Source organism: Marinagarivorans cellulosilyticus (assembly GCF_021655555.1).
GTDB lineage: Bacteria > Pseudomonadota > Gammaproteobacteria > Pseudomonadales > Cellvibrionaceae > Marinagarivorans > Marinagarivorans cellulosilyticus.
This window is the reverse complement of the sequence record NZ_AP023086.1, coordinates 2907123-2929380: the sequence shown is the minus strand read 5'-3', so window position 1 is coordinate 2929380 and position 22258 is coordinate 2907123. Positions and strand designations below refer to the sequence as shown.

Annotated in this window: 10 protein-coding genes; 2 read left to right on the top strand and 8 right to left on the bottom strand. The window is 45.9% G+C overall.

The features are described 5' to 3' along the window. Positions 1–6: 6 nt before the first annotated feature. From ccoP to MARGE09_RS11710, 6 genes are all read right to left on the bottom strand, one after another. Positions 7–897, bottom strand: coding sequence for a cytochrome-c oxidase, cbb3-type subunit III (gene ccoP, locus MARGE09_RS11735; protein WP_236987360.1), 891 nt, complete (start codon positions 895–897; stop codon positions 7–9). Positions 898–911: 14 nt separating this feature from the next. Further along, positions 912–1103: a cbb3-type cytochrome oxidase subunit 3 gene (locus MARGE09_RS11730; protein WP_236982117.1), complete on the bottom strand. Its 192-nt coding sequence runs from the start codon at positions 1101–1103 to the stop codon at positions 912–914. 5 nt (positions 1104–1108) lie between these two features. Beyond that, positions 1109–1720, bottom strand: a complete 612-nt coding sequence (gene ccoO, locus MARGE09_RS11725; RefSeq protein ID WP_236982115.1) for a cytochrome-c oxidase, cbb3-type subunit II — start codon at positions 1718–1720, stop codon at positions 1109–1111. A 10-nt stretch (positions 1721–1730) separates the two neighbouring features. After that, entirely contained in the window at positions 1731–3176 is a 1446-nt protein-coding gene (gene ccoN, locus MARGE09_RS11720; RefSeq protein ID WP_236982113.1) for a cytochrome-c oxidase, cbb3-type subunit I, read from the bottom strand. A gap of 263 nt (positions 3177–3439) precedes the next feature. Beyond that, positions 3440–4009: a hypothetical protein gene (locus tag MARGE09_RS11715; RefSeq protein ID WP_236982111.1), complete on the bottom strand. Its 570-nt coding sequence runs from the start codon at positions 4007–4009 to the stop codon at positions 3440–3442. 18 nt (positions 4010–4027) lie between these two features. After that, positions 4028–5245: an argininosuccinate synthase gene (locus MARGE09_RS11710; RefSeq protein ID WP_236982109.1), complete on the bottom strand. Its 1218-nt coding sequence runs from the start codon at positions 5243–5245 to the stop codon at positions 4028–4030. A gap of 222 nt (positions 5246–5467) precedes the next feature. Here MARGE09_RS11710 and MARGE09_RS11705 point away from each other — a divergent pair, with 222 nt between their 5' ends. Continuing rightward, the gene (locus tag MARGE09_RS11705) at positions 5468–7072 is read left to right on the top strand and encodes a transglutaminase family protein (protein ID WP_236982107.1); all 1605 of its coding nucleotides are present in this window, start codon (positions 5468–5470) and stop codon (positions 7070–7072) included. Positions 7073–7699: 627 nt separating this feature from the next. Here the strand turns inward: MARGE09_RS11705 and MARGE09_RS11700 are convergent. After that, positions 7700–20263, bottom strand: a complete 12564-nt coding sequence (locus tag MARGE09_RS11700; RefSeq protein ID WP_236982105.1) for a hypothetical protein — start codon at positions 20261–20263, stop codon at positions 7700–7702. 911 nt (positions 20264–21174) lie between these two features. Here MARGE09_RS11700 and MARGE09_RS11695 point away from each other — a divergent pair. Then, positions 21175–21684 carry a YgjP-like metallopeptidase domain-containing protein gene (locus MARGE09_RS11695; protein WP_236982103.1) on the top strand — a complete coding sequence of 170 codons (510 nt, stop codon included), beginning with the start codon at positions 21175–21177 and terminating at the stop codon, positions 21682–21684. Positions 21685–21702: 18 nt separating this feature from the next. Here MARGE09_RS11695 and MARGE09_RS11690 read toward each other — a convergent pair whose 3' ends face one another. After that, positions 21703–22197 carry a YehS family protein gene (locus tag MARGE09_RS11690; protein ID WP_236982101.1) on the bottom strand — a complete coding sequence of 165 codons (495 nt, stop codon included), beginning with the start codon at positions 22195–22197 and terminating at the stop codon, positions 21703–21705. Between the last annotated feature and the right edge of the window lie 61 nt (positions 22198–22258).

Here is a 22258-nt window from a genome sequence, read left to right as displayed (position 1 = left end):
TTCAAGTTAATGAGACAAGCTATAAACGTAAGCTGTTAAAAGATGAATTTTATCGTCTCTTAACAAGTCTTTTTGTGCAGGCATACGATTAACTCGGCCATTGCGCACAGTGCCCGCAATGGTTTCACGGTTGCTATCGAAAAGCCAAACATCATCAGTTAAGTTAGGTGCACCCATTGCGATACTGCCTTTAGCGTCAGCGCCGTGGCAAGTAGTACAAATAGTGCCAAACACTTCTTTACCCGCAGGCACTAAAGTCGCATCGTGCTCTAAGCCCGACAAACTCAAAACATACTCAGTCACGGCGGCAACGCCCTCTTCACCAATCGTTGGCCCCCAAGCTGGCATATTTGCATTACGGCCGTTAACAATAGAGGCTTTAATGTGATCAGGCGTACCGCCGTGCAGCCAGTCATTATCCGTAAGGTTAGGGAAACCATAGTTACCGCCGCCATCAGCACCGTGACAAACTGCGCAGTTATTGGCGAATAAGCGAACTCCCATTTTCATGGCTTCAGGGTTTTGGCTAAGCTCTTCGACGCTCATTTTGCTATACGCATCATAACTATCAACATATTGCTCGCGCGCCTTTTCTTGTGCTGCCGCCAGCTCGCCTGTGCTTGTCCAACCCAAAATACCTTTCCAATTCCCTAGCCCTGGGTACAAAACCAAATAAATTGCTGTAAAGATAATGGTACCCACGAAAAGCTGAAACCACCATTTAGGCAGAGGGTTGTCATACTCTTCAATACCGTCATAAACGTGCCCGGTCGTATTGTTTTCTGCGTCAGCATCGTCTCGCTTGGCTACTTTTTTATTCGCAAAAAGTACCCATGTACACAAAGCTATGCATGCAAGGGTTAATACGATAACCCACAAACTCCAGAATGTACTCATCATTGTAGTTAGCCCTATTTCTTAGTCTCGTCAGCAGATGATGGCGATGCGTCTTCGCCCTGCGCCTTAGGTTCATCCGCAAAAGGCAGTTGCGCCGCCTCGTCAAATTGCTTGCGGCGCGAAGGCGAAAAAGCCCACCAGCACACCGCAAAAAAAGCTACAGCAACCAATACGGTTGCCACGCTGCGTAAAGTGTTGATATCCACAGCAGCTACCGCTTATGTGTCAGCAGCGTACCCAACTGCTGCAAGTAAACAACGAGAGCATCAATTTCAGTACGCCCCTGCACAGCGGCTTTGGCGCCCGCAATATCTTCATCGGTGTAAGGCACACCAACAGAGCGCAAAGCTGCCATCTTCTTGCCGGTATCATCACCCGACAGCTTATTATCAAATAACCACGGGAAGGCAGGCATGTTGGATAAAGGCACCACACTGCGAGGGTCATATAAGTGCGCACGCTGCCACTCGTCACTATAACGCTGCCCTACCCGCGCAAGATCGGGCCCGGTACGCTTTGAGCCCCACAAAAATGGATGCTCATAAACACTTTCACCAGCCACGGAATAATGACCATAGCGCTCAACTTCTGCACGTAATGGTCTGATCATTTGGGTGTGGCAAACATGGCAGCCTTCGCGGATATAAATATCGCGGCCTTCTAACGCCAAAGCCGGTAAAGGCTTAAGGCCTTCGATAGGCTGGGTTGTTTCTGGGCTGAAAAACTGCGGAACAATTTCCACCAAGGCACCGAAGCTAATCGCTACCACTATCAGCACACTCATTAAACCAATATTTTTTTCAACTAAATCGTGATTTTTCATGCTCGCTCTCCTATGCCGCTTGAGGCGTAGCTTTAGTTTCTTCTGGCTGCACTTCAAACTTCATAGTGCGAATAGCGTTGTAAGCCATAATCACCATGCCGCTTAAGAATAATGCACCACCCAAGAAACGCACAAAATAACCAGGGCGACTAAACTCTACCGCCTGAATAAAGCTATAGGTCAGTGTTCCGTCAGCATTGAACTGGCGCCACATTTGGCCTTGACCAATACCATTCACCCACATCGCCGCGACATATAACACGGTACCAACCGTTGCCAGCCAGAAGTGGACATTGATTAATTTTACGCTGTGCATTTCTTTACGACCCGCCAAAATCGGTAGCAGGTGGTAAATAGCACCGATACTAATCATAGCTACCCAGCCTAACGCACCTGAGTGCACGTGGCCGATAGTCCAGTCTGTATTATGCGATAGCGCATTTACGGTTTTAATCGCCATCATAGGGCCTTCAAATGTGCTCATCCCGTAAAACGACAAAGAAACCACTAAAAAGCGTAATACTGGATCGGTCTTTAACTTATGCCAAGCACCAGACAAAGTCATCATGCCGTTAATCATACCGCCCCACGAAGGCGCTAGTAGAATTAAAGACATCACCATGCCTAGGCTTTGGGTCCAATCAGGTAATGCAGAGTAGTGAAGGTGGTGCGAACCGGCCCAAACATATAAAGAAATTAGCGCCCAAAAGTGCACAATAGACAACTGGTACGAATAAACAGGACGCCCAGCTTGCTTAGGCACAAAGTAATACATCATGCCCAAGAAACCTGCCGTTAAGAAAAACCCTACGGCGTTATGGCCATACCACCACTGAATCATGGCATCCATTGCGCCACTATAAGCCGAGTAAGACTTCATAAAGGAAACCGGCACAGCCATGCTATTCACAATATGCAAAAAGGCGACGGTAATAATGAATGCGCCAAAGAACCAGTTGGCAACATAAATATGCGAAGTTTTGCGCTTAACAATAGTGCCGAAGAAAACTACACCATAAGCTAGCCAAACTAGGGTAATAAGAATATCGATGGGCCACTCAAGCTCTGCGTACTCTTTGGCCGAGGTATAACCCATCGGTAGCGTGATCGCTGCAGCCACGATAACTAGTTGCCACCCCCAAAAAGTAAACGCAATAAGTGGGCCGCCAAATAATGTAGCTTGGCACGTGCGCTGCACCACATAGTAAGACGTCGCAAATAACGCACAACCACCAAAAGCAAAAATTACGGCATTGGTGTGTAGTGGGCGCAACCGGCCAAAGTGGCTGTAAGGCTGCAGAATGTTATTAAGCTCTGGCCACACTAGTTGTGCAGCGATCAAAACGCCGATTCCCATACCGACAATTCCCCACAGTATTGTCGCTAATGAAAACGACCGTACAATATCGAAATTGTAAGCAGGTGCCTCGGACGCGTGCGCCGAATGACTACTCATAGGATTTTCCCAAGTTTAAAATTAAAAGCAAAAAAGGTATCAGCTGCAAAGCAGCATAAAAATACATTTAAGATAGTGGAAACCGTAGGTTTTGCCGCATATTTTCTTGATGCGTTACAGGTGCATACCTAAAGTCCATAAAATGTAAGCCCGTAGCAATAAGCAAAGGCTTTATTATTTCAATCTAAAAAGCAAAACATCACTAGCTTAACCAACTCGCAAGGCTTTACTTTGATAAAAATCAAAGCAAAGCCTATTTAAGTTTAAAAAGCCATTCGTCCGCCTATGGCGAAAGAGCGCTGATCAGAGCCAAAGCCAATATCTGCAGTTGCAGAGAAGTTACCATTAAACCAGTACGCACCGCCCACTTTAGCGGTTAAATCACCATCGTTTAACGTTGAATAATCAACCTCAAAGTAGCCTTCAATACCCGGTACAATATAACCGCGTATGCCGCCACCAATAACTAAGCCTGTATCTCCTGAACCCGAATCAGGCGACACATCAGTAAAACCCGCAACACCATATAGGTGAGAAGCCTCGCCCCATGCAGAACGGTACCCCACACTGGCAGATAAAGAGGTTGAACCACAGCTATCACCGTTAACATCGCCCAAGCTACCGCGAGCAAACACTTGACCATTAATATCGAAAGAACCATCCACAAACAAACCGTCTTGAGAGCAATCATAGTCGGTTAAACGCTGCGCAAAATATTTAATGCCCGCGTAGTTGTACGTAGGGCGCACTTTTTTAGTTTGTTTGGGTTCGGCGGCATAAGCAGCAGATGCCAATAATGATGTAGCTACAATAGCGCTCATTAATTTTTTCATGGTTGTCTACCTAATACATTAAAAGAGTTTACGGCCTTTTTGAGCAGCGATACGCATACGCAAGGCATTCAATTTAATGAAACCCTCAGCATCTTTTTGATCATAAGCACCCGCGTCATCTTCGAAAGTGGCAATCTTTTCATCAAACAAGCTTTGCTCAGAGCGTCGGCCCACAGCACTTACGCTACCTTTATACAGCTTCAGCCTTACATCGCCATTAACATTGGTTTGAGACTCGTCAATGGCTTTTTGCAGCATGATGCGCTCTGGGCTCCACCAGTAACCGTTGTATACCAATTCGGCATATTTAGGCATTAGGGAGTCTTTAAGGTGCGCAACTTCACGATCCAGTGTGATTGATTCAATCGCACGGTGCGCTTTTATCATAATGGTACCGGCTGGTGTCTCGTAACAGCCGCGCGACTTCATACCCACATAACGGTTTTCAACAATATCCAAACGGCCAATACCGTGTTTACCGCCAAGCGTATTTAGCGTTTCCATTACAGTTGCAGGGCTCATAGCTTCGCCGTTGATGGCAACAATGTCGCCTTTCTCGAAACTAACTTCAATATACTCAGGGGCATCCGGCGCATTCTCTGGCGACACGCTCCAGCGCCACATATCTTCTTCGGCTTCAGCCCAAGGCTCTTCTAAAACACCGCCTTCGTATGAAATATGCAGTAAATTTGCATCCATTGAATAAGGCGACTTTTTCTTTTTATTGAAATCGACGGGAATATTATGCTTTTCACAATAAGCCATTAAGGTTTCACGACTGGTTAAATCCCACTCGCGCCAAGGCGCAATAACCTTTACACCGGGTTTTAGCGCATAAGCACCTAACTCAAAACGAACTTGGTCATTACCTTTACCCGTTGCACCGTGAGAGATGGCATCGGCACCGGTTTCGTTGGCAATTTCGATTAAACGCTTGGCGATTAAAGGGCGCGCAATAGACGTACCCAATAAGTATTCACCTTCGTAAATTGCGTTAGCGCGGAACATAGGGAAAACATAATCGCGCGCAAACTCTTCACGCAAATCATCAATGTAGATTTCTTTAACGCCAAGGGCCTCTGCTTTGGCGCGCGCAGGCTCTACTTCCTCACCCTGACCAATATCAGCGGTAAACGTAACCACTTCGCAACCGTAGGTTTCTTGAAGCCAACGAACAATAACGGAGGTATCAAGACCACCCGAATAAGCCAGAACAACTTTATTTACAGACGACATAGAGGCTCCAAAGGTAGAAATTTGTGACAAATGGTAAAAACGGCGGCATTGTAGCGGGTACAGCGGTGAAATAACAGGTATAAGCACCGTCATTATCATCAGTCAAAACAAACTTTTACGCGCCAAAAGTGTCAAGCTGTACAGACAGCCCAAACAATCACTGATCATTAGCGCCTAAAGTAGGCAACTAGCCCTCTGTTTAAGACGCAAAACGGCATCAACATGACCCTTTCTGTTCCTCCATCACGATTAAAACGCCACTTACTTCTGTGGCTGGCGCTGCTACTAACCCATGTTGGCCAAGCCCAAGCACTTAACCGTACCGAGTTCGGGCAAAACCCTTATCCGATCTGGAGCCCACTATCGTTCTTTGAGCGTCAGACCGTCGGCGAGCGTCACGCCGCCGAAGCCGGCGACCCAGATGCCTTATTGGCACTTTACATTATGGCCTCAGGGCGATATTCCGTTGATGATTACCTCGCCATCAAAAAACAAATCGACACATTTATAAACACCCTGCAAACGCGCACCGATGGTATGTTAGACCCTTGGCAACAAGGCGAGCTATTAAATGGGGCTATGCACCATACTTTTTTCAAAGCTCCTAACCCCAAAAAAACATCCTCCGATAATGAGAAACAAGCCAACAATAAGCCACCTAACAACTACGATTTAGATCAATCGGCACTGACCGGAATATTTCAACAACACACGTTTAACTGCATTAGCTCAAGCTTGTTATACGCTGTTTTGGCGCGCCATTTAAATTTCAACGGCCGTGGCGTAATGCTGCCGTCTCACGCCTTTATTCAGCTCGATTTTGATGATGGCAAAAGCGCCGAAGTTGAAACCACCAGCCCAAAGGGCTACGACAAGCACCACGACGCAGAGTTTTACCAACGTGCCGCCGAAGCTTGGTTCAACCCACGAGGTTTAGCGCCATCGACCTACGAGGATTACCTAAACCGCGAGCTCATTCCATTTTGGCAGCTGGGTACTCGCAATATGCTGCACCAGCATACACACCCTAACCGAATGAATGACGTCGATCGTGGCCGGCTTGCCGAAATAAGCGCCTTCATCGACCCGCGCCACGAGCCCGCGCAAATCAACCGTATGCACTACTACACAACCGAAGCTTCGGCATTGGCCGAAAAGAAGCAATGGCAAGACCTAACCCGCTTACTCGAAACCGTGCTAGAACAACTATCACTCGATACCGCAAGCTTCAGCCATAACGAACAACTGCAAAATAGTTTTTTTTGGTTGCACTTATTAGCTATTGAAGCTTACTCCCAGCGGCTTGATCTAGACGCGACGCTTAATGCGATTGATAGAGCAAATAATCTAGCTTATACCGATGAGCGCTTATCACGAGTTAAAAACCGCAGTGTCGATGCTTTAAATACGCTACTCAAAAATACAGTATCCAAAGAAGACTTTGACAGTGGCCTAGATGCCATTACAGCAATCGAAATGATCATTAGCGACCACCCGCAATTCATTCAAATACTCGAATGGTTCTACAACCAATGGGCTAAGTTTTACTGGAATAGCCAATCATGGCCAGACGCGGTTGCTACCTTAGAGGATTATTTGGCACAACCCTACTTGCCCAGCGACATTAGCCAAACCCAAAAAAACCTCGCTAGCGCTTACAAGAACTGGGTACTTTATGAAATTGACTACAACAACCTTAAAAGTGCAAAAGCCATTGCCTTACAGTGTGAAATGCAACATTTAGAAGCGCAGATTTGTAAAGCCGCGAAAGACGAAGTCGCCATTGCCAACACGAAACACACCATGCTCAAGCCGCACACTCACTAGGCTTTGTTTATACAGGCGATGATGCAAAAATAAATGTATCGTAACTATTCAGCCGTACTCAAATAGGTCGGCAAACTGATCATTTTCTGGGCCGCTCAAGCCATCAACGACTTCGTGTTCCTGCAAAGTCTACCCCCACGCACCCTTGCTGGGGCTGGGCGCTATGAATGCGATCCCGACGCATAAATGCCTAGAAAACAATCAACCAGCCCTCCGAGTGAGCTATATTTTTTATGGCTGAATAGCTCCAATTTATCTAAGGGGCATCTCTAAAAATAGTAATTTTTTTGTGAGAGCAAGGAAGCACCGCCCGGACGACTGAATGGATTCAGGAGGTAGAGCGACGCATCGGTGCAGGAAGCACCTTATTAGAACGGCGCAGGAGCTGAATGTCGAGGAGCGAAAACCTGTAAGCCGCTATTGCGGAAAAAGTGCATTTTTAGAGATGCCCTAAGAACCTTTAAGGGCATAAACCACACAGGCAAGTGCGTTAAGCTATGATGTTAAATGCCATTGAAATCACCACTATGACAGGCATAAAAAAACGGTAAAGAACCTAACCCTTAAAAATAGGTTCTTTACCGTCGCCGTACGCTAGCTTAGCCAGCAGTATTATGTTTATTTTTATTATGGAGTAGCAGGATACGCCGGTAAGCTAAAGCCTCTAGCATTCGTAATCACTTCCCAAATATCAGGGACGTCATTCGCCGCATCAACATCTCCAGTAAAGTCGCCAGGGTGATCTACCGCAAGTAAATCGAGTGATAAAGTGGCGCCATCATCAACAATCAGTGTATCCGTAGTCTCATTGAATATATCACCATCTAAGTCACGGTCATAAATGAAACTGCCGGTACCATCGTATTCACAACTATTAGTTGGCGCATAAGTGATATTGGAAGACGAGCCATTGTCGTTCACGGTGTAAATACCCGCCGTAGTATCCAGCGATAAGTGCTGACGCTGAGCATAATCCATTAGCGTATGATCACCATTAGGGCCCGCCCAGTTACAAATGAAGCCACCGATAATGCCGAATTCATTAACGGCAGTCACATCCTGAACACGATTGCCATAACCAAACCAAGACTCCCCTGCAACTCCAGCACTTAAACCCACATCCAATATACGAGCATGACTATCAAAATTCCCTGCTTGCCACGTATAGGTGTAGCGACCATCTAATTCGCCATCTGCGGCTGTTGGGTCATAAGCCGCGGTAAAGACACTAAAGTTATCAGACCAATCCGCTAATGGGGATAGTACAAAACCCGTGACATAAACACTTTGCCCCTGCACCGATTCGGAAAATGCACCGTGGGTAACGCTATCATCATCCGCATTACCGCAGAACTGCGCTTCTCGGCTTTGCAAGCGTAAATCGGTTTCAGCATTTTTCACATAATGGACAGAGGTATAGCGAGTGACATCGTTTTCACCCATACCGCAATTACCGCCATTAAAAGTGTCTTTAATCTCAAGTGTTAATAAACCTTCGTACGCGTGCTCTGAAGTTTCATCCTGTTCGTGAAGCAACGTTATTGAAACCTCCTCATCAACCCCATCGTCGTTGTAGTCGGCTAATAACGTTATGTAGTAGGAAGATAAAGTGCCATCGTCAATTTCTTCCACTGAAAAATCAACGCCACTAGAATCCATACCTACCGGTAAATCGGCACTAATATCCGCATCACCCGTTGCATCATAATTCGCCTTCATTGCCGCAAGAACAGCTAGCGCCATGGTAGAACGGCTTTCAACCGCATCCATTTGTGCGTTTAATTGAGCTGCAGCACACGCTTCCTCGACACCATCATCGTTATCATCCGGCATAGTTTCACGCCAAATACCTAAATCACCAGATGGCAGCTGCCCGCTATTACCGGCCGTACCATCGGGGTGCTCTTCATAGTTTAAGGTTGGGCCATAACAATCCTGCGCATTTTGCGCAGTGCGGAAAAAATCCGCTACATCTAAGTAATTTGCCAATGCACTGGGCGAAGCAAGCACAGTACTTAGCAGCATTTCTATATCTAAAGCGTGGCGAACTTTTTGTGATGCCTGAGCATCAGTTTGAACCTCCACTGAAGCGAGTGGTGAGCTAACAGCCAACTTCATGGGGAAACCGGCACTCACCCCACCACCAGGAGTACCAACATTATTTAATGCCATAACATAAGCACTGACGTCCTCTGCACATTTATCAATGCAAGTTGAAGCAGTACCAAAAGGCATTTGCGTCGCGTTGTATTCCACCAAAAAACTCATATCCATATAGGCTTCTCGCAAAGGCACAATGATTGAGTTTTCAAAGGAAGAAAACTGGCTAGTTCCGTCAGCACCGTGGCAATGAGCGCACTTGGCGTCATACTCAAGCTTACCTTGCTCAGCATCACCAACTGAAGGTGGCGCGCACTCATCAACTGCAGGGTCGCAATCCTCAGGCGGAGCACAAGTCTCAACCGCTGGATCACAATCCTCATGAGGCATGCAATCTTCTGTCATCGGATCGCAATCTTCTGGGGGCGTGCAGTCCTCAAGCGCAGGGTCACAGTCCTCTGGCGGAGTACAAGTCTCAACCGCTGGATCGCAATCTTCAGGAGGCATACAGTCCGCAACCGCAGGGTCACAGTCCTCTGGCGGAGTACAAGTCTCAACCGCTGGATCACAATCTTCATGAGGCATGCAGTCTTCTGTCATAGGATCGCAATCTTCAGGTGGCATGCAGTCTTCTGTCATTGGATCGCAATCTTCAGGTGGCATGCAGTCTTCTGTCATAGGATCGCAATCTTCAGGTGGCATGCAATCACCACTCGTAGAGTCACAAGGCTCGCCTTCCATAGATAGGTAAAAACCCAGCACTACATCATCACGCGCTATAGCGTTAAAAGTGAGCGCCATTTCTACATCACCGGCAAAAGAGACATTGGCAAGGCGAACGACAGGCATATCCTCTTCTGTGCTATCGACAAAAATAGCGCTCGCCTCGTGTTCTAACAGCTCTTTAATATCCTCAGGGTGGGTCAGCTCTATGACTTCAGTATTACCAACATAAGAGACAGCTAAAGCTTGAGCAGCGACTAACTCGGCAGTTTCTTCGCCATTGTCATTCATAAAATGCACGTAGTTAGCTGTTAAGCCCTCTCCCATAACCGTGCCATCGAGACTAGTGATAATGACCTCTATCGATGAATGAACCTCACCATCGTAATGCTCGCCCAACATAATGCTCGGCAAGTCATAACTAAACAGATCTTCAGCCGATACTAACTCTGCCAAACTCTCCGCTAGCACAGGCACCTCCCATGTAGTGGTCATATCACCATCAGCGCTAGTTTCATCGTTCCAATCAAGCACAACACCGTTTGCGCATACTAGATTATCTTGGCTCCAGCTATCCCACAGCTGATCGCACTCAAACATATAGGCTGTTGCATCAGTAGTCAGCTCGGTAACATAAGCCATTGCGCCATCAGAAAACGCTGCATCATGCGCAACCCCTTTGGCAATATCACCCACAACATCACGTATTTGCATACCCGAAATATCAAAGCCTTCAAGTTCAACGGTACGTGTTACTCCTTCGATACCGCTACCAAAAGACGTTGGCTGCAAAGTTGCTAGCTCGCCATTTTCGCCATAGCCAGTAATTTGATTAAGATCGTCAGAAAGCACAACGCCGTTGATCGTTAAGAAATATTCTGCATCCGAATTATCCCAGGCAATCCATGCTGCTGTTTCGTAATCCCAAGAGAAAGACTCTTCAAGTCCATCATCCGTGATAACGCCATAATCAACATCAAAGTAGCCTGCAGCAGAACCACCATCAGACCAGAACCAGTTAATACCGCCAACCGATACAACATCCTGTTCATTAATAGCGACAGGTGGCAAAGCGTTAACCGACATTCTGCTAGTGCAAAGCTCTACAGCTTCTTCACCTGAAGTCGAAGTAAAATCAAAACCTAAAACATCTTCAGTTGAATCATAGAATTCACCGCTAGCCACAAAATTTTCGCGATCAATAATCTCAAAACTTCCATCGTCAAATAACAGCGCATGGATTTTGTGGTCGGCCCCTTCAGGGTGAATAAAGAGTTGTGAGCCTACAGTCTCTACAAACAATAACGATTTATGCCCTTCTGCCGCTTCACAGCTAGCGGTCTCTTCGTCGTATTCTTCGCTACCCTCTGCAGGCGCTAATGTCGCGAGATAAACACCAGAGATTTCAAAACCTACAGACTCACAAGCATCACCAATACCATTTTCATTAGTATCTTCTTGCTCAGGGTTGTACACCAATACGCAATTATCTTCCCGCCCGAACAAACCATCATCGTCAAAATCGATAGCCATAGGCATTGGTGGAGCACAATCCTCAGAGCCATCAGTACAACCTTCTGATGGATAGCAGCCCTCAGCAGTTAGCTCACAATCTTTAGGTGGCTCGCACATTTCAGTTCTGGGGTCGCAACCTTCGGGCGGATAACAATCGGCCATAGTTGAGTCACAGTCTTCTGGGGGGTAGCAATCCTCAAGCGCAGGATCACAGTACTCAGGTGGATAGCAATCTTCTGGGTAGGCGTCGCAATTAGGCTCGGAAGGCTCAGGTAACGTTAAAGCAAAGTCCACAATAATATCTTCACGAGCGACGACATTTAATGTCAATGCCATTTCCTCTTCGCCAGCAAGCTCTATACTTCCGCGGCGTACAAGTGGCATCTGGTCAAGTTCAGACTCAACTAAAATAAAGCCGCCATTGTCGCGAGCCTCTATTTCGTCGACTAACTCACTAGGGTAAATGAAACTAATCAGCTCGATGTCACCACGTACTTCCAACATTGCATCACCAGTGGCCATAACCATCGGCGGCATGCCGTAATCGTAGTGATAATGCGCGATATAATGCACCATCAAATTAGCACCAAGTGCTGTGCCATCGTCACTGGTTATATGCGCATGAATGCTAAACTCGCCATACTCATCAAAACCACGCCCCACATACACACCTGTCATAGCCATGCCATTTTCATCGGCCATCGTTTTCATGGTGGCATCAGCAGCGGCAGACGATGAAGCCCCATTTGAGCTATCAGCCTCTGACTCAGACATATCCATATCTGAAGACATTGCTATCAAATCATCAAGACTTGCAGCTAAGATCGGATCAATATTGCCATCAACATCCTCAAGCCAGTCGATAACAAAACTGTTATTACACACTAACGTAATATCAGCTTCTTGATGGTGATCGCAATCGAAGCTGTAGCTCGTACTTTCAGCGGTCAAGGTGGTGATATAAGCCATTGCACCGTCTGAGAAGACTTCGTTAGACGTCCCATTAGCCAAAGGTCCTACAACATTCTCAATCGCCATACCACTAATATCAAACGCCTCTAGCTCTACAAGTGTTTGAACGTTCTCGACCCACTGGCCGTTAGAGGTTGGCTGTAATACACCCACTTCGCCTTCAGCGCCGTAACCGGTTATAGCGTAAAGGTCATCAGAAGGCACAATCGCTGTATCAGTGACGAAATATTCGAGGTCGATTTCGCCATCAACCCATGCTTGTGCTTCAAAGTCCCAATAGAATGTCTCTTCAGGCACATTATCCAGCACAATCCCGTAATCTACATCCAGTGATACAGCACCAAAGTCTTCGCGCAAATCATAATCAAACCAAGTTACGCCACCGTTAGTGAATACCGCTTGCTCATTAACCGCATCAGGGCCATAAGCAAAAACAGCAACACTCTCGGTACAGCCTATAGCGCCTGCACTAGCAGAAGATGGGTCAGCAGAAGATTCTGTTTCGGCTACTTGCCCATCGCCCGATTGCGCATCAGTACTAGCGACCGAACTGCCATCATCAAAAGAAGATGAGTAGCCTTCGTCATAGCCATATGGGTATTCTGTCTCGGTAAAATCAAAGCTGAAAGTGCCGTTGGTAACATCATAAAAGCCACCCGCGCTATAAAAGGCGTCGCCGCCCATCACGCTAAAGCTACCATCAGCTGCCATCACACCGTGAAGGCCATCCATTGGATCATCACCCACTTCATGGATAAATAATTGAGAACCCATAGAATGCACAGCGATTAGCAAACGCTCATCATCAGCAATAACACAGGCGCCTGTGTCTTCATCAAACACTTCACTGCCTTCTTGCTGCGTAAGCTCTGCCATGTATATGCCGTCAATCTCAGGGCCAACAGCTTCACACGCATCGCCCAAACCATTTCCATCAGTATCCATTTGGTCTTCGTTGGGTACGATTACACAATTATCTTCGCGGTCAAACCAACCATCCCTATCGGTATCACGCTTCTCTGGCTCTGGGTAATGTGGGTCAGTGGGCGGTTGATAACCTTCAAAAACACGAACCACAACATCGAACCCGGTGTCGAAAACTTCTAGATCCCACAAAACGCCATTATTATCGAAACTAATAAACTGTAATGCGCCCTGCCCTAGCGGGATCGATGTACTAGCGCCTTCAATATATTCTCCAAGCTCAAAATCATAAAAGCCTAAGTAAGCCTCTGTGGAAACTCCATCAGCAAGAGTAATAACTATTTCATCACCCACTATTTCAAAGTTAAGCAATGCGGCACCGTTATCATCAGTGTTTAACCCAAGGTCGCCGCCATCAAATAACGATAGCGGATGCCCGTCTTTAAAAACAAACTCAAATAAAGACTGAGGGCAGTCATAACACTCGCCGGGGTTACCTCCTGGGTCCGTTGGCTGACCATAGATTTCAAACCACTCTAAGAAACCTTGACCATCATGCTCGAACTGCACATACAGCTGATACTGCGTGTTATCGAGCACCACCATGAAATCAGCAAAGCCTGTATCCTCTGCAATTGTTGCACTATAAGAACCGTCAGTTTCTGCCTCTAACACTTCAGGGCCATTAAAACCAAAGTACTCAACACGCTTAGCGGCATCCGTGAATACAAAACTCCAGTCCCGTAATTCAGCGCTGTAGCTCAACGTGATATCAGTATTACCATCGCCATCGATATCATGTTCACCTTCCAATGCTTTGCGTGGCGGCGGCATGAACCATGCGAGTTTTATAACGCCATCGCGAACAAAACGAATATCAAAATCGACAGGTTGACCACTATTATGCGATACAAATAAATAACCAGGAGACGATAAGTCGAGTGTATTATCGCCTTCACCATGATATTCATTACCACCAGCGGTTAATGTGAAGTGAGCAAATACTTCTGAGGCACCGTCTGCATCAATAAATGCATCAACACCAATTTCCATAATCTTTTCACCATTAAGCGGATCAACAAGCGCGTAAAAGCCTGAAGAAGTTAATGGGATTTCACCGCTTAAATCCAACAACTCGCCACCGGCAAATTGAAGATCAATAGGCAAGGCATCCGCCAGCATCAAGCTATCGCCCTCTGGTGAAACAACAAAGAACTCTGTTAAAACATCCGTTACATCGTGATCGAAACAGGTATTCGAGAATTCATCACCCGAAATAACACCGCATGTAGGCGCTTCAATATCGACATCTTCTGGTACGTCAAGGTTAACGTTGAATGTTACGGTTGCATTAGCTGTTAAGCGTCCGCCAGTAAGGTCTTTACGGCTGCCATCGGCAAAAGCTTCAGTAACATTTTCACCTAATTCAACAATGGCAGAAGCATCAGCCGCTGAATCAACAACCGTATCAAGTAGGGTAAATAATGTTGAATCTGTATCGCAATTTTCTTTGGAAACAACGGTAGCGCCATCACTTGCAGATAAGCACAAGCTTTGTCCAACCTCTACTTTAATCTCGTTATCAACAAAGTCGCCGCCACTGCCAGCACCGCCAGAGATAACAACATCGTCAAAGCGCAAGAGGCTGACACCCACAAAATCACCGGCATCATTTTCTAACGCTGCCTCTAAGGTGAAGTCGCAACTGCGGCCGCCCAACCAAGGTAATTGAAGGAAGAACTCTGGTCGTACACTTTGCCCTGCTGCGTCAAATGCTGGCGCATAGAAGTGCATATATTCTTCAGGCAAAAAGTCTTCGCCAGGTAAAGAGCCTGCACAAAATACGTTAAGCTCGTATTCTTTCGCCCCTTTAATAGTGGCGCCAGTCATAGTAAATTCACGCGTAACGTCTAACGAGGTAAGTCCACCAAAATCTTTAGGCTCATCCGTTCCCAAAGTAACGCGCATATCGCTAATAACGGCCACAGTAGTAGGGATTCTTACGGTTAATTTGCCCGTTGAATTAGGTCGTGCAGGACACACTTCTGTGCCACACATAAAGGCATTGCCATTCAAATCTATCGGGGCGCGATAACTCACCACATATTCAATATCGGCTCGGTTACCCAATTCAATCAAAGTGGCTTCCGGCGCAATTAGCTGGTACGCAATTTGATCACCCGTTTTAGAGTGCTGAGTAATAGTTACATCACCCGCTAAATCACGTGCAGAGCATTGAAAATCAATAAAATTGCCCGTTGATGAATCAAGTTTTGGCGGTGTACAGGTGAATACAACCTGTTGGTCAGATTCACTACCGAACAAGTCACTTTTTAAAGTAACCGCTTTGATATCACCGGGGTAAACATTATGCGTCTCTAATAAGAACGACTTAACGGTTCCCACATCGGCGACAGACTCAGCCAAGACAAAAACATTAACACCTTCCCCATTACCGCCGCCATCACCATTTTCTGGCGCATTAACGACTGGCGAACCAGGGATATTAGGATCTTGATCGTTAGGATCGAAAACAAAGGGCACGCCGTCATAATCACTATCAAAAACCACACCTACCGAAGTTGTTAATGCAGACGACAAATAAAGGTTTGGTTGATCGCTAGGGCATGGACGCGTTTCCTCAACAAAACATACGACCTCTTCAGGGCCTATTTCACCATCGGCCGAAGGCATAAACGGTACAATTTCTAACGACAGTTCGAAGTTTGCCCATGGATCGCCCGCAGGTTTATCGCGAATCACGCGCGCTAGGTAAACAGGCGTTGCACCGTCGTTAACGTTGTTATCGAAAATCGCAATAATGTTATTGTGCTTAAGGTTAGTCACAAAGTTCTTCGCATTTTCGGGCGAAGGTGTCATCACATATTTACGATCTTGTTTATTAAAACTTAGATTAACAAATGTAATACCCTCACGACCCGCATCTATACGCACAGGAATCGCACTGTAATCTGGAGGATTCCCAAATGCAGTATCGAAGTCACTTGCCGATATAATTTTCTCCTCGAAATGCTCGGAGGCATAGCGAATCACAATGCCATCAGTTGCTGCCGCTAACTGTGTATAGTCGTCTTGCGAACCACCAAACGCTAATTGCTCTGCTGGCAACAAGTGTGGTCCGGCGTAATCCATTGGCGACTCTATAACTAACCAATCTCCATAAGCCATATAGTTGTACATAGGACCATAGTTAACATCCGCCCCATCGGTTGGCGCGCCGCTAAAGTCATCAAAGCCCGCCTCAGGAATGTCTAAGTTACCTACATTGCTGATACCGGCAAAACCAATATCAATAAAGCCAGCTTCTTCGCCGTTAGGCTCGATAAAAAAGTCTAAGAAACGTAATTCAATAACCCAATAAAGGCCTTTACGATCGCGCATTAAGTACAAACGGTCGTACTGCCAATTATCCAAGTTACTATCTATTGCAATTTCAGGCTCAAGCAGTAATTCATTAGCCAGTAAAGTTTCTACTACGCCGCGTAAGTTAGTACTCTGTATAGAGTGCATACCAAACAAAGGCTCTAAGCCTGCATCAGCCTCAATAGACAGTACTAATTGACCATTTTGATATTCTCCAAACAATGGCGCAAAACCAACACCTTGCGCACCAGTTAAGACATAGCCAGCAACATCGCTCTCGAAGTAGAAATCAGCAAGCCCCAAGGCTTGCTCCTCTTCGAAACCAGACACATAGACAGGCGCACCCGGTAGCTCGAAGTTTGATAGATCCACACCTTCAGGCGTTTCGTTACCCGCCCCGTCAAAACGCATTTGATCAGCCATTAACCCAAGCCCTGGAATCGCTGCGAATTGTTGATCTGGACCAATAAAGAGTGGGAATTGTGCATCGCAAAGATTTATATTTTCAGCATAACCATCGACGAAGATAAATAACTCTGGCAATTCATTTTGATAGCCAGGAATTTTTAGTCGAATAACATAATCACGCCCAAACTGATCACCTGACTTAGACGGAATACTACTTATGGTATACGTTCGTCGAACAGCACCGCTACCATCAACTATTTCAGAGCTAAGTGTAACTTCACTCAATATATCGCCCTTAAAGAACTCACCCGTTTCAGGATTGATCTCAACAGGGAATACATTAAGCTCTAGACCTTTGTCGCTAGGGTCTGTGCCATCAAAGTTTTCGATAGTACATGTAGCACTAACCAATTCAGCACGCCCACCTAAATCAGCCTCAAGCTCTTCTATATTTTGCTCTTTAAATTCAGGAATAACAGGCAAATCACTAAGTCCTACAGCAAGAAGAGTACTTAAAGACTTGAAGAATTCACCATTATCAATTTGAGTAATATTTAACAGAGACGAAACTAGCGTACCCATTGAAACAGAGTCGTTAGGACGCATAAATTTGTAGTTCTCAAAATTGGGAACGTAGCGTTCACCAATATCAGGCAAATTTAATGCGGTAAAATAGCCTTTATCTTTTTCAATTAAGAATTCGCTTTTAATTATCAAATCCATAAAGAAAAGTGCAGATCGAATATTAATAGCACTTTCACTTGTCAAAGTTTGACCAAATAATACACTAGGCACCGCAGACGTTAAGCCACGTGCAACACGCTCCCTAGCAACGCGATAAGCTGGTGCACCAGGTGTATTAACCGCCCCGTTAACAGCGCCTATGACTAAATCTCTATAACCTTCTGGTACGGTGGGGTAAACACTGCTTAGTGCCGCTATAACATCAAAGCTATCTCCGCTTTCATAGCGCTTGCGCTCGATAGCCGACTGCACAGCATCCGGTGAAAACTGCGCATAAAAACTAAGGCGCTCAGTTAAGAATTTGGCCGCCGCACTTGGATCATCCGCCAACGTTAAGCTTAATGCTCGAACGAGTTCAGAGCTTTCTACTGTGCGAGCACCCGTTGCTAATAACTCTGTTCTACCAGTAAAAATAGGGAACCCTTCTGGCGTCACATTAACCTTTTCGCGCGCCCACTTAAAATTATTGGCCAGCACTTTTGCTAAATAACCAATATTTACTGTTACATCGCGATTAGTCACTAACGTAGTAATCACTGCCTCAGACACCAAAGTAGCAGCACTTAAGCGGCCATCCAATTCATGATAAAGGCGCACTTGGTCAATTAATTCGTAGTCTTCCTTCGATGCAACAAAATCATCAACAGAATTCGCTACGCTATCAAGTGCTATGCGTTCAAAGGCAGCATCGATATCATCTTGGCTCGGCAGCGCAGCGGCCACCTCAGATAGCGCTTGCGCAACTGGGCGGCTATCGCTAGCAGTTTCGCCACAAGCAGGCTTAACTCCCGAAAACTCACTATCATCATCTAGCGTGCCGGCACCCACTTTAAATAACCGAATGCCACGATCTCCAAAGCCCTGACCACCAGGCAGCTCACAATTGCTAATGAAAAACGGAGCTTGCACGTTTAAAGCAACAACCGCAGCATCACCTGCAGCATTTTGCTCTAGCACAACACCTAAGCCCATGGATAAGAAAAATCGCTGCAACGCTATTTTTAACTGTTTCGCTTTTTGCAATGCTTGCTCAGCAAGCTTCGCGTCTAATGCCGCTTGGTCTTCCGCGCCCACTCCAAACAGTAGTGCAGCATCTTCTTCAATTTTGGCATCCACTGTAGTATTGATACTTTCAGAAAGCACACTATCCAAGCTCGATAACAAGCCTTGTGATTCGCTGCCCAAAGAAGTACCTAGCGTACTATCTTCCAGGGCAATAATTTCCTCGGCTTTTATAGTATTCTCTTCAAGGCCAGTAATTTGTTCTTCTGTGAGTTCTTCCTCTTCGGAACTCACAAGAACATTCAGGCTTTCAATTTCGTCAGCAGGAAGATTAATTTCAAATTCATCTTCCTGAGCCTTAACCACAGACTCAATAGACTGCCCCTCAGGGATTTGAATAATGTCATCGGCGGCGGCAGCAACCACATCAATAATCGTTGCTGCAACGTTATCGACAACCGTCGCTGCCAGCTGATCTACAACATCGGCCGCAACACCCATATCTTTTAAGGAATTAATTGTCGCGCGAATTTGGTTAACAATGCCGCGTACAACACTGTGCACAATTGGATTAACCGCAACAGGAGCAGGCAGGTCTTGCCCTTCTGGGGGCACGGGGTCAGCAATTGATTGAATCGCCAAAGCTCGCTGAACCCCATTATCCTCTTTAACCACCAAGGCCCTAACTTGTAGTTTTCCGAGCAAACGGAAGGCAGCTATTATTTCGTCATCCGATGCGTCCTGTGAAACCTTATTGGTTTGCACTAGGTAGCCTTTAACATCTTTAGCTCGGACTTGGTAATCACCATCAGCATCAGTTTTTACCGTCGCGATAGGTGTTGTAAATTCCGTGTCACTTAACAAAAAGAGCGACACTAAAGCGCGGGCATTTACCATGTCTTGACTGGTTAAATTCGATTTCGCGCCCTCTTCGCCAGCCCTTCGCAGCTTGGAGTAGTAATTCGCAATACCTCCCGCTTTTTGCACACCCACCTTGTTAGACGAAGAATCTGTACTCGCCGTTGGGAAGGTCGTAACTTTACCTTGCAGCGTCACGGGGCTGTCAGCCACAGCTTCTGAACTAGCTTCACTACTGGCTGCTATGGAAGAACTTGCCACGCTCGAGCTGGAGGGAGCATCATTACTGGCTTCGCTACTCGAACTAGCAGCATCACTGCTACTAGCCGGTGCAGGCACAGAGCTTATAGCGCTACTAGAACTGGCAACACTACTAGAGCTGACAGTAACGCTACTTGTGGCCGCAGGCTCGCTAGAGCTCAATGCCGCGCTAGAAGAATTACCAGCATTGGCGGGCGTACTGCTACGCGCGACAATGGGTTCGTCATCACCGCCGGAGCTTCCGCATCCTGCGAGGTAAACAGTAAACATTAAGGGTAACGCACGGCTCAGCAATTTCATTATTCGCTCCTGCTGCCAGTTAAAAAGTGAAGCAACACCGTCAACCTGTTCACCACTTAAACGCAGCCGGTAAAAAGGTTGGCGGTACAACTTCTATCAACACCAGCTAAAACCTTAGACCGAAATTCTTAATACAACTGTTTAAATTTGCCGCATATAACCAATTAGTTCTAACAAGTTATTAATATTCAAAAGTAACCAGGCTTACATTCAGCCACTCTAAATTTAACAGCGAAAAGAAATGAAATGATATTTACCAGACGAGTAAAGCACACGTGGTAAAAAATGATTTCAAAGATCCAACAAAATGACTTTTACAAACTTTCATGAAACAGCCTATACTCAGCGACTTTTTTTTGACGCATTCCAACCAAAGGGTACCCCGTCATTTATCATTAATGACGTTTGTAGAAATAGTAATCTTTCCTGAACGCGGGGGCAGGAAAATCGCCCGCCTTGCCTGCATACATGCCACCCTAGGCCATAAAGTACCCCCCTGACGACTGAGTGGAGGGCGTGAGCGACGCATCGGCACAAGACTTATTTATTAGACATTGCATCCGTATAGAACGTACGTTTTAGGATAATGCATCGAGGCGGAATGCCTCTTATTAGACATTACACCGGCACACCGGAGTGGCTAATTAGAATAGCGCAAAGAGCAGTTAGCGAGAGTACAATATCGATGAGCTATTGCGGAACGAAATATCGAGGAACAAAAAAACGATGACGCAGCCTTCGCGAAAAAAGTGTATTTTTAGGAATACCCTTAAGGCGAATAAGCTAATCGCAGATACACAGCTAACCAAAAGTAGTAATAACAATATGCATTCTATAAATGGGTAAACAAATATTTATCCACCGGATTCGCCCTCAAACTAAATTACAGAAAATTTAAAAACAGTAGCGTTATGGCCATTCAAAAATATTTAGCAAACTACCCACCTGCTGTGCTTGCTCAAGTTCAAGCATTAGTCGATAAAAACCGGTTAGCCGAGGTGCTGCTTAGTCGCTACCCTACTACCCATAGCATTACAAACGATCACGACCTTCGCCAATATGTTGTCGACATTAAAAACCAATACATGCAAAAATCTGCACCCTTGAGCAAGGTCATATACGATAGCAAATTGCATGTTATTCATAATGCGCTTGGGCTACACAGTTACGTTTCGCGCGTTCAAGGCGGGAAGCTAAAAAGTAAAAATGAGGTGCGTATTGGCGCTGTTTTTAAAAAAGCACCGGAAGATTTTTTAAATATGATTGTGGTACACGAATTAGCGCATTTAAAGGAAAAGCAGCACAACAAAGCATTTTACCGGTTGTGCCATCACATGCAGCCAAACTACCACCAGCTAGAATTTGATATGCGCCTTTACTTAATCCAGCTGGACCTTTTTGGTAGTATTTATGCGGCATAAAACTAAACAGGAAGCTTCTTAGTGCTCACCCCAATCAAAAGCCCTGCCCTCAACTTTGTCGTGATACTTTAATTGCATGCCCTGCAAGAAATTACGCAATACTTGATCAAGGCATTCACGGTACTGTTTATGCCCTGCGCGGCGAAAAAATGCGCTTAACTCATGCTTGCTAATTTTAAAGTTCGCCAGTGCCAGCAACGCCAACACATCGTCTGCGCGCAAATTAAGCGCTATTTTTAGCTTCATCATCACCATATTATTGGTGAGCTTTGCTTCCGGTTTTGGCGGTTGTTCCTCGCGCGCGCCGCGTTTGTCGATAATCAAGCCGTTCAAGAAAATAGCCAAGTTCTTATCATTTAACGATACAAACCCTTGGGCATCTTCTTTTTTCAACCAGCTACTCACCTGCTCGCGGGTTACAGTGCTGCCGCCATGCTGGAACAGCGTTATCATTTGGGTATCGGTAAAATCAAAGGTGTAACGCAAGCGGCGCAATATATCGTTATTTAACATACGTTTAGTCTAATGGGCTGGATAAAGGAAATAGAGGCGGCATTGTACTGCATGCCTCTGC

Excerpts from the sequence above, each read along its gene's own strand:
- MARGE09_RS11695 (WP_236982103.1), top strand. The coding sequence starts at position 21,175 with ATGGCCATTCAAAAATATTTAGCAAACTACCCACCTGCTGTGCTTGCT.
- ccoP (WP_236987360.1), bottom strand. The coding sequence starts at position 897 with ATGAGTACATTCTGGAGTTTGTGGGTTATCGTATTAACCCTTGCATGC.
- ccoN (WP_236982113.1), bottom strand. The coding sequence starts at position 3,176 with ATGAGTAGTCATTCGGCGCACGCGTCCGAGGCACCTGCTTACAATTTC.
- MARGE09_RS11690 (WP_236982101.1), bottom strand. The coding sequence starts at position 22,197 with ATGTTAAATAACGATATATTGCGCCGCTTGCGTTACACCTTTGATTTT.
- MARGE09_RS11705 (WP_236982107.1), top strand. The coding sequence starts at position 5,468 with ATGACCCTTTCTGTTCCTCCATCACGATTAAAACGCCACTTACTTCTG.
- ccoO (WP_236982115.1), bottom strand. The coding sequence starts at position 1,720 with ATGAAAAATCACGATTTAGTTGAAAAAAATATTGGTTTAATGAGTGTG.
- MARGE09_RS11715 (WP_236982111.1), bottom strand. The coding sequence starts at position 4,009 with ATGAAAAAATTAATGAGCGCTATTGTAGCTACATCATTATTGGCATCT.
- MARGE09_RS11700 (WP_236982105.1), bottom strand. The coding sequence starts at position 20,263 with ATGAAATTGCTGAGCCGTGCGTTACCCTTAATGTTTACTGTTTACCTC.
- MARGE09_RS11710 (WP_236982109.1), bottom strand. The coding sequence starts at position 5,245 with ATGTCGTCTGTAAATAAAGTTGTTCTGGCTTATTCGGGTGGTCTTGAT.